This window comes from Streptomyces atroolivaceus, from assembly GCF_000717025.1.
Taxonomy (GTDB): domain Bacteria; phylum Actinomycetota; class Actinomycetes; order Streptomycetales; family Streptomycetaceae; genus Streptomyces; species Streptomyces atroolivaceus.
In genome coordinates this window covers 32,592-47,654 of the sequence record NZ_JNXG01000013.1, presented here as the reverse complement: position 1 = coordinate 47,654, position 15,063 = coordinate 32,592, and the positions used below count along the sequence as shown (strand labels likewise).

The following is a 15,063-nucleotide window of genomic DNA, read 5'->3' as shown; positions in this document are numbered from 1 at the left end:
CGCCCGCCGACCGCGTCCCGAAGAGTTCTTGACTGAGAAAGCGAGCACTACGACAGCCATGGCTGAGGCTCAGAACATCCCTGCGGGCTCCACCACCGCCGGGTCCATCGCGGTGGCGGCCGAGTCCACCGTCGCCACGCGCATGAGCGCCCCCCCGTCCTTCGACGTCGCGGACTTCCCGGTCCCGCACGGCCGCGAGGAGGAGTGGCGGTTCACGCCGCTGGAGCGGCTGCGCGGCCTGCACGACGGCACCGCCGTCGCCACCGGTGACGGCGTCAAGGTCGTCGTCGAGGCGCCGTCCGGCGTCACGGTCGAGACCGTCGGCCGTGACGACGCGCGGCTCGGCAGGGCCGGCACCCCGGTGGACCGGGTCGCCGCCCAGGCGTACTCGTCCTTCCAGCACGCCTCGGTCGTCACGGTCGCCAAGGAGGCCGTGCTCACCGAGCCGGTCCGGATCACCGTGCACGGCGAGGGCGGTGTGGCCTACGGACACCAGCTCATCGAGCTGGGCGCCTTCGCCGAGGCGGTCGTCGTCATCGACCACACCGGTGACGCGGTGCTCGCGGCCAATGTCGACTACGTCCTGGGCGACGGTGCGAAGCTGACCGTCGTCTCCGTCCAGGACTGGGACGACACGGCCGTCCACGTCGGTCAGCACAACGCGCTGGTCGGCCGTGACGCCTCCTTCAAGTCGATCATCGTGACGTTCGGCGGGGACCTGGTCCGTCTCCACCCGCGGGTCGCCTACGCCGCCCCCGGCGGCGAGGCCGAGCTCTTCGGTCTGTACTTCACCGACAAGGGCCAGCACCAGGAGCACCGTCTCCTGGTCGACCACAACACCCCGCACTGCAAGTCCAACGCGGTGTACAAGGGTGCGCTCCAGGGCGACGACGCCCACGCCGTATGGATCGGCGACGTGCTCATCCAGGCCGCCGCCGAGGGCACCGACACCTACGAGATGAACCGCAACCTGGTTCTCACCGACGGTGCCCGTGTCGACTCCGTACCGAACCTGGAGATCGAGACCGGCGAGATCGTCGGCGCCGGCCACGCATCGGCGACCGGCCGGTTCGACGACGAGCAGCTGTTCTACCTGCAGTCCCGCGGCATCCCGGCCGAGGAGGCCCGCCGGCTCGTCGTGCGCGGCTTCTTCGCCGAGCTGGTCCAGCAGATCGGCCTGCCCGACGTCGAGGCCCGGCTCCTCGACAAGATCGAGGCCGAGCTGAAGGCGTCGGTCTGAGATGGCCTTCGTCAAAGCCTGTGCGCTGAGCGAGCTGGAGGACGACACCCCCAAGAGGGTGGAGCTCGACGGCACGCCGGTCTCCGTCGTCCGCACCGAGGGCGAGGTGTTCGCGATCAACGACGTCTGCTCGCACGCGAACGTCTCGCTGTCGGAGGGCGAGGTGGAGGACTGCGCGATCGAGTGCTGGCTGCACGGATCGAGCTTCGACCTCCGCACCGGCAAGCCGTCCGGTCTTCCCGCGACGCGCCCCGTCCCCGTATACCCCGTAAAGATCGAAGGGGACGATGTGCTCGTCTCCGTCACCCAGGAGTCCTGAGTCACCCATGGCAACGCTTGAAATCCGCGACCTGCACGTCTCCGTCGAGGCCGACAACGCCACGAAGGAGATCCTCAAGGGCGTCGACCTGACCGTGAAGCAGGGCGAGACCCACGCCATCATGGGCCCGAACGGGTCCGGCAAGTCCACCCTCGCCTACTCGCTCGCGGGTCACCCCAAGTACACGATCACGAGTGGCACGGTGACCCTGGACGGCGAGGACGTCCTGGAGATGTCCGTCGACGAGCGGGCCCGCGCCGGCCTGTTCCTCGCGATGCAGTACCCGGTCGAGATCCCCGGTGTCTCGGTCTCCAACTTCCTGCGCACCTCCGCCACCGCCGTCCGCGGTGAGGCCCCCAAGCTGCGGACGTGGGTGAAGGAGGTCAAGGAGGCGATGGCCGAGCTCCAGATGGACCCCGCCTTCGCCGAGCGCAACGTCAACGAGGGCTTCTCCGGCGGTGAGAAGAAGCGCCACGAGATCCTGCAGCTGGAGCTCCTCAAGCCGAAGATCGCGATCCTCGACGAGACCGACTCCGGCCTCGACGTCGACGCGCTGAAGACCGTCTCCGAAGGCGTCAACCGGGTGCGCGAGAGCGGCGAGGTCGGCACCCTGCTGATCACGCACTACACCCGCATCCTCAAGTACATCAAGCCCGACTACGTGCATGTCTTCGCCAACGGCCGCATCGCCGCCTCGGGCGGCGCCGAGCTCGCGGACACGCTGGAGAACGAGGGCTACGAGGCCTACACGAAGGGTGGCGCTTCCGCGTGACTGACGCCCGACAGGGGCTCTCCGGCCTCCTCGACACCGAGGCGATCCGCAAGGACTTCCCGATCCTGGACCGCACGGTCCACGACGGCAAGAAGATCGTTTACCTGGACAGCGCGGCGACCTCGCAGAAGCCGCGCCAGGTGCTCGATGCTCTCAACGAGTACTACGAGCGGCACAACGCCAACGTCCACCGCGGTGTGTACACGATCGCGGAGGAGGCCACCGCGCTGTACGAAGGTGCCCGCGACAAGGTCGCGGCCTTCATCAACGCACCCAGCCGCAACGAGGTGATCTTCACCAAGAACGCCTCGGAGTCGCTCAACCTCGTGGCCAACATGCTCGGCTGGGCGGATGAGCCCTACCGGGTCGACAGCGACACCGAGATCGTCACCACGGAGATGGAGCACCACTCCAACATCGTCCCGTGGCAGCTGCTCTCGCAGCGCACCGGCGCGAAGCTGAAGTGGTTCGGCATCACCGACGACGGCCGGCTCGACCTGTCGGACATCGACGAGATCATCACGGAGAAGACGAAGATCGTCTCCTTCACGCTGGTCTCCAACATCATGGGCACGATCAACCCGGTCGAGAAGATCATCCGCCGGGCCCAGCAGGTCGGCGCGCTGGTCTGCATCGACGCCTCGCAGGCCGCCCCGCACATGGTGCTCGACGTGCAGGCGCTGCAGGCCGACTTCGTGGCCTTCACCGGCCACAAGATGGTCGGCCCGACGGGCATCGGTGTGCTCTGGGGACGGCAGGAGCTCCTGGAGGACCTCCCGCCCTTCCTCGGCGGTGGCGAGATGATCGAGACCGTGTCGATGCACTCCTCGACGTACGCCCCCGCTCCGCACAAGTTCGAGGCGGGTACGCCTCCGATCGCGCAGGCCGTAGGCCTCGGCGCGGCCGTGGACTACCTCTCCGCGATCGGCATGGAGAACATCCACCGCCATGAGCAGGCCATCACCGAGTACGCGGTGAAGCGGCTCCTGGAGGTCCCCGACCTCAGGATCATCGGTCCTGCGACGGCCGAGGACCGCGGTGCGACGATCTCCTTCACGCTCGGCGACATCCACCCCCACGACGTCGGTCAGGTGCTCGACGAACTGGGCATCGCCGTCCGGGTCGGACACCACTGCGCACGCCCGGTCTGCCTGCGGTACGGAATTCCTGCGACGACGCGAGCGTCGTTCTACCTGTACTCCACGCCTGCCGAGGTCGACGCCCTGGTGGACGGGCTGGAGCACGTGCGGAACTTTTTCGGTTAGACGGCAGAGGGTTGACTGGTGAAGCTTGATTCCATGTACCAGGAAGTGATCCTGGACCACTACAAGCACCCCCACGGGCGTGGCCTGCGGGACGGCGACGCCGAGGTGCACCACGTCAACCCGACGTGCGGCGACGAGATCACGCTCCGCGTGAGATACGAAGGCGAGACCATCGCCGACGTCAGTTACGAGGGCCAGGGCTGCTCCATCAGCCAGGCCAGCGCCTCCGTGCTCAACGAGCTGCTCGTCGGCAAGGAGCTCGGTCAGGCGCGGAAGATCCAGGAGACCTTCCTGGAACTGATGCAGTCCAAGGGGCAGCTGGAGCCGGACGACGCGATGGAGGAGGTGCTGGAGGACGCGGTCGCGTTCGCCGGTGTCTCCAAGTACCCGGCCCGGGTCAAGTGCGCGCTGCTCAGCTGGATGGCGTGGAAAGACGCGACGGCGCAGGCGCTGTCCGAAGGGAAGACGGCATGAGCGAGAACGAGACCCTCACGACCAAGCCGGCCTCCGAGGAGGAGGTCCGCGAGGCGCTGTACGACGTGGTCGACCCCGAGCTGGGTATCGACGTCGTCAACCTGGGCCTGATCTACGGGATCCACGTCGACGACGCGAACATCGCGACGCTCGACATGACGCTGACGTCCGCGGCCTGTCCGCTGACCGACGTCATCGAGGACCAGGCGAAGTCCGCCACCGACGGCATCGTCAGCGAGCTGCGGATCAACTGGGTCTGGATGCCGCCGTGGGGCCCGGACAAGATCACCGACGACGGCCGTGAGCAGCTTCGCGCGCTCGGCTTCAACGTCTGAGCGTCCGAGTCACCGCTCCGGCGGGGTCGGCCGCTTCGGCCACACCTCGTCCCCGCACGTCGAACGGCCATGCCCCAGAAATTCCGGGGCATGGCCGTTCGTGTGTTCCGGCCCGCCGCCGTCACCCGTGACGTTCCGTCGCCCGCCCGTTCCTGGTGACCGGCGCAGATCCCACCAACCTGTACACCTCCAGCCACGTGATCAGTCTGGTCTGGCCCACCGTGCGGGGAAGCGCCCACACGGCAGACAGTCACGAGGTAGATGTGGTCAGCGCTCGGGTCAGCTCGGCGCCGTACTGATCAGGGCGGCGTCCATCACGGTCATCGGGCTTCCACCTCGGCTTCGTCGTGGATGTCGTCCCTCGTGTCGGGGATCGCAACGGTGGCGAAGAGCCGGGCAGGGCCGTGGAGGAAGGCCGGGCCCAGGGTCCGCGGGGGAGGGGCGAAAGCTCTTAGCATGCGTGTGTACGTCCCCTGACCCTGACCGGTGCCGAAGCAGGGGGCGGGGGGAGGGACAGCGGCTTCGGACTACGGCGAACGTGCGGGCGCACGCCCCTGGCGGTGGAGAGAAAACGGGGGACCTGCGATCACTCCGTCGTCGAGGTGGTCACCGACGGCGTGCGATTCCTGGCGGACTCCGTGGCGAACGAGCTGTCCCGGCAAGGACGCCGCATCCCCGTCGTGATCCACCCGCAGGTCGCCGGCGGTGAGGGCATGACCCGGCCGGGAGCCCGAGAGGGCTCCCGCAGCCTCCGGCTCGCCGGGCACATCCGCTCCGTCGCCAAGTCCGACGCTCGGCCGGCGTGCAGCATGCCCGTGTGCGTACCGCTGACCCTGCGATGACTCCAGCGTTACTACCTGCACACCGCGTAGCGGGGTCGCTCGCCTCCCCCGGGGGACGGACTCCTGGGGCCTCCTGGTCTTCCCCCGGCACATACGCGTCTGACGTGCGGCGGAGCAGTCTCTGGAGTGCATGTACGGAGTGTCAAAGTTCCTGCGCGGCCTTTGTACACATGCGGCTGATGACGGTACCCCGGTGGGCAGCGATAGCCTTGAGCACCGATCAGCGCCATACGCCACGGGGGCAGTGCAGCCCCCTGATCTGCACTACATGCACCTGTGCTCCACAAAAGGCCCTGATCGCAGCTGCCTGACCTCGGAGTTGTGGAACGAAACGGCCGCTAACTGACCGGGCGCCACACCCAGCGGCATAGCGTCATCCTGAGCTGGCCGGCGTCGCGGCGGTACGTCGTTTTTCTCACCTACGCCGCGCAACGGCGCGCGACAGGAGACAAGAGGACATGCAGTCCAAGCCGAGCAGAGACCTACGTGAGGACACCGAGATGAGCCGCAGAGCGGAGACCAAGCCACCAGCAGCCTTCGAACTCCGGTGCGGCGGACTGTACTTAGTCGTCCAGCGCATTCCCGGATGGCTGGTGGCAGCTCTCGCCACGGCCACGGGAAGCGGGCTTGCGGCCTGGTTCACGTCCCGGTGACAGGTTCTTGACGAACCAGGTACCCGACGTGCGGGATCCTGGTCGTGTCTTCACCGCCACACGGACCGGAGCCCGCCCGTCAGGTGGTTCGCCGGATCGAGCTGCGCAGCCCGTTCTCCTTGGCGACCCTCGCGCGCAACTCCCTTATGGCTGGGGAGTCCTGGCCTTCACTGCCGCCCTCAGTTGCGCGGCAGCGAGGGCACACGCACGGCGGGAAGCGCAGCGGATCGAACTCGGGGAGGGGCGGCGGATCCAGCTCCGTCATTCCTTCCCCCCGCTCCGGGCAGTCCGCGGTGAGCCGGTGGCGGCGGAGCAGCACGCGGCAGTCCGTCGCCTCGCTGTAGTCGTGCCGTGCCGCCGCTTCGGCCTCGGCCAGGCGGAGCCGACCGCATTCCCGGCATCTGCGGGGCAATCCGGCGGCCGGACCTTGCGCCGGTTCCTGCCCGGGAAAGCCTCTGGCTGCACACATGGCGCCGCACCTCTCTGTAGTCATTCCGCTACGTGAGGGCATCAGGGTGGCTTGCTGTCGGAAAGGCGAGCAACGTGTCACGCAAGGACGAAAGGTCGCGTCTGCCCGATGAACATCAAGGAGTTGGATCCAGAGAGCTCTCCGCAAGCGGCCTTTGGGGCACGACTGCGGCTGCGTGTGGAACGTCAGTGGACGCAGGATGAGTTGGGTACCCGCACGGGGTACTCCAGTACGCATCTTTCCTCCGTCGAAACTGGTCGCAAGATGCCGACCTTGCGTCTCGTGCGACGTGTGGACGAGGTGCTGGGGGTCGGGGACACCTTTGAACGTGAGTGGCGCGAGATGCGCCACGGCAGTCTGCTGGAAGGCTTTCCGGAGTACGTCGAGCACGAAGGCCGCGCGGTGGAGATCCGCCTGTACGAGATCGGGATCGTTCCGGGGCTGCTGCAGACGCAGGAGTACGCTCGCGTCCTGGCGGACAGTGCCGTCCGGCGAGGTGCCATCACGCCTGAGCTGGCGAACGAGCGCGTTGTCTTTTTGGCGGAGCGCCAGGCGGCGCTCGCTCGCTCGCAACCCCCCATGATGCTCGTGGTGATGGACGAAAGCTGTATCCGCCGCTTTGTCGGTGGCCCTGAGGTCATGAGTGCCCAACTACAGAAGCTGGTCGAATGCGCCGGGCTGCCCAACACCGTGCTTCAGATCGCGCCTTTCACGATAGGGGAGCGCCGCCCGTTCGACCTGCCGGTGAACCTGCTGACGTTGCCTGACTGGTCCGTGGTCGCCTATGCCGAATCCCAGGCACAGGGGCACCTGGAACGGGAGGGCGTGAAAGTCCTGCCCATGCTGACCGCCTACCATCAGCTCCAGGCCGAAGCGCTCTCCCAGGCTGCATCCGTGGTCATGATCGATGAGGTACGAAAGGGCACCCTGTGACGACCGGCTCTCCCCGTTGGTTCAAGTCCTCTTACAGCAACAACGGCGGTAACTGCGTCGAGGTCGCCGCCGAGTTCGTGGCATCGCGCGGCGTCGTCCCGGTGCGCGACTCGAAGAACCCGGGCGGTCCGGTTCTGACGGTCACCTGCCGGGCGTTCACCTCGTTCGTGGCGGGCGTCAAGACGGAGGAGTTCGGCGCCGTCTGACCCCCTCCGGGCCTCCGCCGCACGGGGGAGGCTCCGGGTGACGGGACGTCACCACCGAGGGGCGCCGCCCCCGTACGGCGGGGGCGGGTAGGGGCCCTGGGCGGGGACGCCGGCGGCCTCGGCCAGTACCGGGCCCAGGTCCTCCGTCCGTATCCGCCGGTCGACGTAGAGCAGGCCGGTCACCAGCTGCGGGAACGTCGTCGAGATGATCTGGCTCACCATCTGCCCCAGCAGGGTCGCGATCAGATAGCCGCTCATCGCGACCATCACCGCCGCGGCGCTCGGGTCCTCGTCCAGCGACGCGGTCCCGATCATGCCGGGGAAGAGGCCGAGGATCGAGAACGGCATCTGGATGACGTAGCCGGCCACTGCTGCCATCAGACCGGCCAGGAGTGTGATGCCGAAGATCCGCCACCAGTCGCCGCGCACCAGCTGCGACGAGCGGCGCAGTGCGGCGACGGGCCGCTGGCGCTCGAAGACCACGACCGCCGGTGCCAGGCAGACCTTTATCCAGAGCCAGACCGCCAGCGGCCCGGTGATCAGGGCGCCGACGACACCCAGGGAGACGGCGACGCCGGCGCCGCTGCCACTGTCCATGGTGACGAGGCTGACGATCATCGCGACGAAGGCCGCCATGAGGAGCAGTACCGGCACCACGGCGAACAGGGCGGTGAGGATCAGAGCGCCGATCACGGGAACGACGCGGGACCAGGCCCTGCGCCACACCGCCGCGAAGGCGATGGGCCTGCCCAGGACCGCCTCCTGCAGCACGGTCGGGACGGCCGCGTACATCAGGCCGGAGACGATCGCCATGATGACGATGCCCAGCAACGCGAGGGCGCTGCCCGCGGTGACGAGCGGCACGATGTCAGCCGACGAGGCACTCTCGTCGTAGTCGAGGGAGACCACCCGTTCCAGATGGCCGGAGACGGCGGAGTAGGCGACGGCCACCGCCGTCGCCATCAGGAGCGCGGCGCCGCCGTAGAGGACGGCTGCCATCCCGAACAACTGCTTCCAGTACCTGCCCATCGTCGAGAAGGCACCGCCGAGCACGTCCCCCAGTCGCAGCGGGGCGAGCGGTATCACCCCCGGCTTCGGCGGCGGCACCCAGCCGCCCCACCCGGGCGGTCCCCCATACGGGCTTCCGCCGTACGCGCCCCCGTAGGCGCCCCCGCCCCACCCTGCGTCCTGCGCCACCACTGCTCCGCTTGTTCGTTCTGTCGGCTTGTCATCCGGTCCTACCGGTGCGGACACCGTAGCGTCCCCCGGCGCCCCCGAATCCCGTCCTGACCGTCACGACGGGGGCTCACGCGTTGTGTACGGCCGTACGCAACCTTGTGTACGGTCGTACACATGGGATACGGAATGCTGGCCGCGGCCATCGCGGCGGAGGTGGCCGGGACGACGGCCATGAAGTACAGCGAGGGATTCACCCGGCTGTGGCCCTCGCTCATCACGGTCGTGGGCTACGTGCTGGCCTTCGCCCTGCTGGCCCAGACCCTCAAGACGCTCTCGATCGGCACCGCCTACGCCATCTGGGCGGGGGCGGGCACCGCGGCCGTGGCCGCCATCGGCATCCTCTGGATGGGCGAGTCCGCCGGCCTCGTCAAGCTGGCCGGCATCGCGCTGATCATCGCGGGGGTCGTCGTCCTCAATCTCGGAGGAGCCCACTGATGGTCCGGCGGTACGACCCGGAGCGTCGCGAGCGCATCATCGACGCCGCCGTCCGCGTCGTCGCGGACCGGGGTATCGGAGGGCTCAGCCACCGCGCCGTGGCCGCCGAGGCCGACGTGCCGCTCGGCTCGACGACGTATCACTTCGCCTCGCTCGACGAGCTGCTGGTCGCCGCCCTGCGCCGGTGCAACGACAGCTTCGCGCGGGCGGTGCGGGAGAGCCGGTACCTCTCCGATCCCGCGGTCCCGCTGGCCGACGGGCTGGCCCGGCTGATGGGGGAGTGGTTCACCGCGGGGCGAGGGCCGCTGGCGCTGGAGTACGAGCTGTACCTCGCCGCGCTGCGCCGGCCCGCCCTGCGGCCGGTCGCCGCCGAGTGGGCCGACGCCCTGGCCGTCCTGATCGCCGACCGCACCGACCGGGCCACCGCGCGGGCGCTCGCGGCCCTGCTGGACGGGATCAGCCTCCAGGTGCTGCTCACCGGGGGCGAGTTCGACCCGGAGTACGCCCGGGAGATGCTGGCCAGGGTGGCGGGCCGGGCCGGGCGCTGAGACCGTTCGGACGATGCCCGGGCGGACGGCGGTGCGTCCGTCACCGCCCGGTACCCGACGCGCCGGACGTGTGCCGGAAGCCTCCGGCACCTGAGACCGGTTCGCCCGCGCGGGGCTCGGACGGTTAGGTTCTGTTCATGACCGACACGACTTCCCAGGGCTCCGCCCGCACCACCGGCGCCGTCGCCGCCGGCCTCGCCACCGTCGCCGGGGACGGCACCGTCCTCGACACCTGGTTCCCCGCCCCCGAGCTCGCGGCCGAGCCCGGTCCGGCCGGCACGCAGCGTCTGAGTCCCGAAGAGGCGGTGAACCGTCTCGGTGAGGGCGCGGCCAGGGCCATCGGTGTGGACGCGCGCCGCGGGGTGGAGGTCGTCGCCGTGTCCACGGTCATCTCCTCGCTCGACGACAAGCCGCTCGACGCGCACGACACCTACCTGCGGCTGCACCTGCTCTCGCACCGTCTCGTCCAGCCCCACGGGCAGAACCTCGACGGCATCTTCGGCTTCCTCGCCAACGTCGCCTGGACCTCACTGGGCCCGGTCGCCGTCGACGACCTGGAGAAGGTCCGGCTCAACGCCCGTGCCGAGGGCCTGCACCTCCAGGTCACCTCGGTGGACAAGTTCCCCCGGATGACGGACTACGTCGCCCCCAAGGGCGTACGGATCGCCGACGCCGACCGGGTCCGGCTCGGGGCGCACCTGGCGTCGGGCACGACCGTGATGCACGAGGGCTTCGTCAACTTCAACGCGGGCACCCTCGGCACCTCCATGGTCGAGGGCCGCATCTCCGCGGGCGTCGTCGTCGGCGACGGCTCCGACATCGGCGGCGGCGCGTCCACCATGGGCACGCTGTCCGGCGGCGGCAAGGAGCGCATCGCCATCGGGCAGCGCTGCCTGATCGGCGCCGAGGCCGGCATCGGGATCGCGCTCGGTGACGAGTGCGTCGTCGAGGCCGGGCTGTACGTCACGGCCGGCACCCGGGTCACGATGCCGGACGGCCAGGTCGTCAAGGCCCGGGAGCTGTCCGGCGCCTCGAACATCCTCTTCCGCCGCAACTCGGTCACCGGCGCCGTCGAGGCCCGCCCGAACAACGCGGTATGGGGCGGACTCAACGACGTACTCCACAGCCACAACTAAGCGGTCGCGGCGAGGAGTTCCTCGTACACCTCACGCAGCCCGCCGGTCGCCTCGCGGCCGGCGGGCTGCAGCGGTTCACGGACCGGGCCCGCGTCCAGGAGCGCCTTCGCCGTGACCGTGCCCGGCAGGCCGGCGGCCATCATGGCCTCGATCAGCGGGGCGGTGAGCCCGTTGAGCCGGGCGGCCCCGTCGGTGTCCCCGGCGTCGAACGCGTCCAGGACGGCCCGCATCTGGCGCGGGGCGGCGTTGGCGACCGTACTGACGTAGCCCGCCCCGCCGAGTGCGTACAGAGGGAGATTGAGTTCCTCGCATCCCGAGTAGTACGCCAGCGAGGTCCGCGCCATCACCCGGGTGGCCGCGAGCAGGTCGTACGAGCAGTCCTTGACCGCCAGGACGCGTGGGTGTTCCGCCAGACGCAGCAGGGTCGCCGGTTCGATCCGCGTGCCGGTGCGTCCCGGGATGTCGTACAGCATCAGCCCGATGCCCGTGGCCTCCGCGACCCGGAGGAAATGCGCCTCCACGGCGGCCTGCGGGGGGCGGCTGTAGTACGGGGTCACCACCAGCAGGCCGTCGGCGCCCGCGGCCTCCGCCTCCTGCGCGAGCCGGACCGTGTGCCGGGTGTCGGAACTGCCGACCCCCGCGACGAGCGGGACCGTGCCGCCGACCGCCTCCCGGACGGCCCGCAGCAGCGCGGTCTTCTCCTCGTCCGTCGTGGTCGGTGACTCGCCGGTGGTGCCGCTGAGCACCAGGCCGTCGCAGCCGTCCGCCACGAGACCCGCGGCGTGACGGCGGGCGGCGTCCAGGTCCAGTTCACCTGCGGCGGTGAACGGCGTGATCATGGCGCAGAGGGCGCGGCCGAAGGGCCTGGCCGTGTGGGATGTCATCTCCGCAGTCTCGGCGTACGGACCGTGTGGGTCCACTTAGATCTGCTTGGGGTGACGGGCAAGAGACGCTGAACGGTGGGGGCGCGGTCTGACAGGATCGAACAGAGTGGCGACGAACCGTTCCGGGGTGGGGTGTACGGCATGCGCGTACGGAGGAAGTTCTCGGCCGCCGTGGTCACGGTGGTCATTCTGACGCTGTCGGGCTGTGCCGGTTTCCTCGTCCCCGCGGGCGAGGGGGAGCCGGACCGGGATCCGGGCCCCACCGGAGCGTCACGGCCGGCCCCGTCCGTGCCCGCCCGGCCCGTGCCCGGCCCGGAGGCCGGGGCCACGACGAACGCGCCCGCGCGGGGCGCGACCCGCCCTGCGGCCTCGGCCGCCGGCTGCCCCGCCTCCGGCGTGGTCGTGGACATGGGCCCCGTCCAGACGGCGATGTTCCACCGCGCCGTCACGCTCACGCTCACCAACTGCGGGAAGCGGCCCTACCGCGTCCACGGCTACCCGTCCGTCCGGGCGCTGGGCGAGGACGGCGGGCGCATCCCCGTCCCGGTGAACGCGGGCGGATCGATGTTCGGCAACGACGAGGGGCCGGAGGAGGTCATGCTGAAGCCCGGCGCAAGCGTCGGATCGACGCTGGCCTGGGTCTCCACCAAGGAGGGCGGTGACCTCATCGAGGGTGACGCCCTGGAGATCGCCGCCGCCCCGGACACGGGGGCCCGGGTCTTCCCGTTGGAGGGCCACGACATCCGCCTGATGGACGAGCTCAACACGACGGCCTGGCGGGCGGGGCCTACCCGATGACCGGCCTTGACCTCGAGCGCGCTCGAGGTACGAGGGTCGTGGTCGCAGGCGCACCGCAGGGGCGCGCCCGGAGAGGAGCACACCATGGTGTCCGTGCGGTACAACTCCCGCCCCGGCCCGGCCCGTCCGGATGCGGGCATCGTCAAGGTCAGCACCTGGGACGTCGGCACCCCGCAACGGCAGCGGCGGACGGTCGAGGCCCTCGGCGAGGCGTGGGGCGGTCGCGACCGGCCGCTTCCCGGGCTCCTCTCCTACAGCGTGCTCACGGGGGAGGACGGGAAGACGCTGCTCCACTACTCGCAGTGGTCCGGCGAGGAGGCGTACCAGGAGTTCGCACGCAGCGGCCGTGACGCCCGCGACGCGGAGATCGACAGGGCCGTTCCCTGCATCGAGCGGACCGGGCCGCACACCTACGAGCTGTACCGCTCGGGGCTCCGGGGAGGCGGCGCCGGTGAGCCGGGCTGCGTCGTGATCGTCGACGTCGAGTTCGCGGGGCCGGACCCCGCACGCCAACGGGACTGGGTGGACGCCGTGTTCGAGGCGATGGAGTCCGATCCGGAACCGGTGCCCGGCGGCATCGCCGCACACTTCCACGTCGGCACGGCAGGGGACCGGGTGCTCAACTACGCCGAGTGGGAGTCCGCGCAGGCGCACATCGACGCGCTCGCGGGGGACGGCGAGGGCATCGGAACCCCTACGCCGCAGTGGAAGCGCGTCCAGAGCTACCCGGGTGTGACCGGGGGCGGCGTACACCGTTACACCCCGGCGCTCAGCCTCGTACCGGCCTCCAGGAGAACCGGGCGGGACGGGACGAAATGCGTCTAGGCTGGAGCCGCGGCCAAGGCCCCGTACGCACCGGGCCGGCCCCTTGCACAGAGCCCGCGCACGCCCCGAGGAGACCCCCCTGATGTCCGCAGAGCGCCCCTCCCTGCCGCCGGTGCGGCTGCACACCGAGGCCGAGCTGGCACGGGACGCGCTGGCCGCTCCGCTGCTCGCCCGCGCTGTCCGACTGGCCCGCTGGGCGGGCCCCGCCACCCGCGTCGGCGCCGGTGGCGAGCTCGTCGACGCGCAGCTGCCCGACGCCGCCCGGCACCTCGGGCTCGGTGACGACGAGGACGCCGCGGCGTACGCCAGCGAGGCATGGCGTCTCGCCGTCGACACAGGGCTCGTCGACGTCGAGGACCCGCAGGACGCCGATGAAGCCGCGGGCGGCGACGCGGAGGGCACCGTCACGGCCGGCGAGAACCTGGCCCTGCTGACCTCCGGCTCCCCGCAGGACGTCCTCGCGATCTGGCTCGACGGCCTGGAGGCCGTGCACGCGGACGCCACCGCCCCGGCCTTCGACGACTTCGCCGACCTCATCGGCGAGGACGGCAGCGTCGACTTCGACGCCCTGGACTGGGATCCGGAGGAGGAGGCCGAATTCCTCGACGGAGTGCTCGGCAACCTGTACCTGCTGACCCTCGCCGAGGCCGGCCCCGCCGACGCCCCCGTGCCGCTGCCCGCCCTCGCCGCGTCGATGGTGGTGCCCGAGGACATGGGGGAGCCCACCGACGACGTCCTGGAACAGGTGTCCGAGGCCATGATGCGGCTGGACGACCAGTTCCGGGTCCTCGAACCCATCGGGATCGTCGAATACCGGCCCGTGGACGAGACGTTGCTGACCGAGGAGGGCGAGGAGGCGACACCGCCCGCCGACGACGAGGACGTCACCCGCTACGGCATGGTGAAGCTGACCCCGCTCGGGCTCTACGGCATCCGGGAGCGGATGCTGGAGGCCGGTGTGGACGCGCCGGCCGTCGGTGACCTCGCCGACAAGGGGGCCGACGCACTCCTCGACGGGATCGCGTACTACCCCGAGGAGGCCGCGCGCACCGAGGTCGGTCTCTGGCTCGGCAGGCGCGGGGCGGAGGGGGCGGTGGCCGCCGCGGCGGAACTCCTCGGCGCGGCGCGGGGCGCCGACCGGCGCGCACCGCTGCGCAGGCTCCACTGCCAGCAGGCCCTCGCCCTGGTCGGTCCGGAGGCCGAGCCCGCGGTGCGGGCGGTGCTCGGCGACCCGGAGCTCGGAGGGCTGGCGCGGGTCTGGCTCGCGGAGCGCGGCGCGGCGGACGTGCCGGCGCCTCCGGAAGCGATGATCTTCTGGCTCGCCGTGGACACCATCGCCGCCCAACTGGACGCCGACGGCGACCTGGACGAGCTCCAGGAGCTGGTCGAGGGGCTCACCGGGCAGCACAGTGGTTTCTTCGACGAGGCCTGGCGGGTGGAACACCCCGCGACCGCCGAGGTCCTGGAGGCGATGAGCCGCCTCCACGGTGACCGTGGCGCCGCGAAGGCCGCCCGCAAGGCGGCGTACAAGGCGCGGTCGCGGCAGAAGGGCTGAGACGCGGGCACGGGGTCACGGCAGAGGGGCTGCCGTGGCCCCGTCGGTCTCCGGCGGTGTTCCTGCTCTTCGCCGTCCGTTCACCGGGGCGCCCATCGGCCATGGTCCACGGCTGCGAGCATCCGGTTCCTCACT

General features: G+C 70.4%; 17 protein-coding genes and 2 pseudogenes. 16 read left to right on the top strand and 3 right to left on the bottom strand.

The window, feature by feature from the left end; genetic code table 11:
* Positions 1-58: 58 nt before the first annotated feature.
* The 8 genes and pseudogenes from sufD to OO67_RS38690 all read left to right on the top strand — a co-directional run bounded on the left by sufD (position 59) and on the right by OO67_RS38690 (position 5,900).
* Positions 59-1,240 carry a Fe-S cluster assembly protein SufD gene (sufD, locus tag OO67_RS23060; RefSeq protein WP_033303093.1) on the top strand — a complete coding sequence of 394 codons (1,182 nt, stop codon included), beginning with the start codon at positions 59-61 and terminating at the stop codon, positions 1,238-1,240.
* Position 1,241: 1 nt separating this feature from the next.
* Positions 1,242-1,559: a bifunctional 3-phenylpropionate/cinnamic acid dioxygenase ferredoxin subunit gene (locus OO67_RS23055; protein ID WP_033303091.1), complete on the top strand. Its 318-nt coding sequence runs from the start codon at positions 1,242-1,244 to the stop codon at positions 1,557-1,559.
* 7 nt (positions 1,560-1,566) lie between these two features.
* Positions 1,567-2,331 carry a Fe-S cluster assembly ATPase SufC gene (gene sufC, locus OO67_RS23050; RefSeq protein ID WP_033303089.1) on the top strand — a complete coding sequence of 255 codons (765 nt, stop codon included), beginning with the start codon at positions 1,567-1,569 and terminating at the stop codon, positions 2,329-2,331.
* Positions 2,328-3,596, top strand: a complete 1,269-nt coding sequence (locus tag OO67_RS23045; RefSeq protein ID WP_033303088.1) for a cysteine desulfurase — start codon at positions 2,328-2,330, stop codon at positions 3,594-3,596. The genes sufC and OO67_RS23045 overlap by 4 nt, the downstream gene beginning before the upstream one ends.
* Positions 3,597-3,614: 18 nt before the next feature.
* Positions 3,615-4,070: a Fe-S cluster assembly sulfur transfer protein SufU gene (gene sufU, locus OO67_RS23040; RefSeq protein WP_033303087.1), complete on the top strand. Its 456-nt coding sequence runs from the start codon at positions 3,615-3,617 to the stop codon at positions 4,068-4,070.
* A complete protein-coding gene (locus tag OO67_RS23035) occupies positions 4,067-4,405 on the top strand; it encodes a metal-sulfur cluster assembly factor (protein ID WP_014045248.1) in 339 nt (112 codons plus the stop codon). The genes sufU and OO67_RS23035 overlap by 4 nt, the downstream gene beginning before the upstream one ends.
* Positions 4,406-4,922: 517 nt before the next feature.
* Positions 4,923-5,103 (top strand): annotated as a pseudogene (locus OO67_RS40885) (hypothetical protein); the annotation flags it as partial.
* 602 nt (positions 5,104-5,705) lie between these two features.
* Positions 5,706-5,900: a hypothetical protein gene (locus OO67_RS38690; protein ID WP_157841717.1), complete on the top strand. Its 195-nt coding sequence runs from the start codon at positions 5,706-5,708 to the stop codon at positions 5,898-5,900.
* Positions 5,901-6,183: 283 nt separating this feature from the next.
* Here OO67_RS38690 and OO67_RS40660 read toward each other — a convergent pair.
* Positions 6,184-6,369, bottom strand: a pseudogene (locus tag OO67_RS40660) (hypothetical protein); the annotation flags it as partial.
* A gap of 108 nt (positions 6,370-6,477) precedes the next feature.
* Here OO67_RS40660 and OO67_RS23025 point away from each other — a divergent pair.
* Together OO67_RS23025 and OO67_RS23020 are read left to right on the top strand one after the other, a co-directional pair.
* A complete protein-coding gene (locus OO67_RS23025; RefSeq protein ID WP_033303085.1) occupies positions 6,478-7,302 on the top strand; it encodes a helix-turn-helix domain-containing protein in 825 nt (274 codons plus the stop codon).
* Complete coding sequence (locus OO67_RS23020; RefSeq protein WP_033303084.1) at positions 7,299-7,508, top strand: DUF397 domain-containing protein; 210 nt, start codon at positions 7,299-7,301, stop codon at positions 7,506-7,508. Before OO67_RS23025 ends, OO67_RS23020 begins: the two co-directional genes overlap by 4 nt.
* Positions 7,509-7,556: 48 nt before the next feature.
* On the opposite strand, the gene OO67_RS23015 is transcribed toward OO67_RS23020, so the two are convergent.
* Positions 7,557-8,705, bottom strand: coding sequence for a hypothetical protein (locus tag OO67_RS23015; RefSeq protein WP_208861067.1), 1,149 nt, complete (start codon positions 8,703-8,705; stop codon positions 7,557-7,559).
* A gap of 156 nt (positions 8,706-8,861) precedes the next feature.
* Here OO67_RS23015 and OO67_RS23010 point away from each other — a divergent pair, with 156 nt between their 5' ends.
* From OO67_RS23010 to dapD, 3 genes are all read left to right on the top strand, one after another.
* The gene (locus OO67_RS23010; protein ID WP_033303081.1) at positions 8,862-9,182 is read left to right on the top strand and encodes a DMT family transporter; all 321 of its coding nucleotides are present in this window, start codon (positions 8,862-8,864) and stop codon (positions 9,180-9,182) included.
* Complete coding sequence (locus tag OO67_RS23005) at positions 9,182-9,730, top strand: TetR/AcrR family transcriptional regulator (protein ID WP_033303079.1); 549 nt, start codon at positions 9,182-9,184, stop codon at positions 9,728-9,730. Before OO67_RS23010 ends, OO67_RS23005 begins: the two co-directional genes overlap by 1 nt.
* A 137-nt stretch (positions 9,731-9,867) precedes the next feature.
* Positions 9,868-10,866 (top strand): 2,3,4,5-tetrahydropyridine-2,6-dicarboxylate N-succinyltransferase, encoded by a 999-nt coding sequence (gene dapD, locus OO67_RS23000; protein WP_033303078.1) that lies wholly within the window; start codon positions 9,868-9,870, stop codon positions 10,864-10,866.
* Here dapD and dapA read toward each other — a convergent pair.
* The gene (dapA, locus tag OO67_RS22995; protein WP_033303077.1) at positions 10,863-11,750 is read right to left on the bottom strand and encodes a 4-hydroxy-tetrahydrodipicolinate synthase; all 888 of its coding nucleotides are present in this window, start codon (positions 11,748-11,750) and stop codon (positions 10,863-10,865) included. The genes dapD and dapA overlap by 4 nt on opposite strands.
* Before the next feature lie 141 nt (positions 11,751-11,891).
* Between dapA and OO67_RS22990 the strand changes: the two genes are divergently transcribed.
* The 3 genes from OO67_RS22990 to OO67_RS22980 all read left to right on the top strand — a co-directional run bounded on the left by OO67_RS22990 (position 11,892) and on the right by OO67_RS22980 (position 14,928).
* A complete protein-coding gene (locus tag OO67_RS22990; protein ID WP_033303404.1) occupies positions 11,892-12,548 on the top strand; it encodes a DUF4232 domain-containing protein in 657 nt (218 codons plus the stop codon).
* An 84-nt stretch (positions 12,549-12,632) separates the two neighbouring features.
* Positions 12,633-13,373, top strand: a complete 741-nt coding sequence (locus tag OO67_RS22985; RefSeq protein ID WP_106972794.1) for an antibiotic biosynthesis monooxygenase — start codon at positions 12,633-12,635, stop codon at positions 13,371-13,373.
* Between the two features lie 82 nt (positions 13,374-13,455).
* The gene (locus OO67_RS22980; RefSeq protein WP_033303076.1) at positions 13,456-14,928 is read left to right on the top strand and encodes a hypothetical protein; all 1,473 of its coding nucleotides are present in this window, start codon (positions 13,456-13,458) and stop codon (positions 14,926-14,928) included.
* The last annotated feature ends 135 nt before the right edge of the window (positions 14,929-15,063 follow it).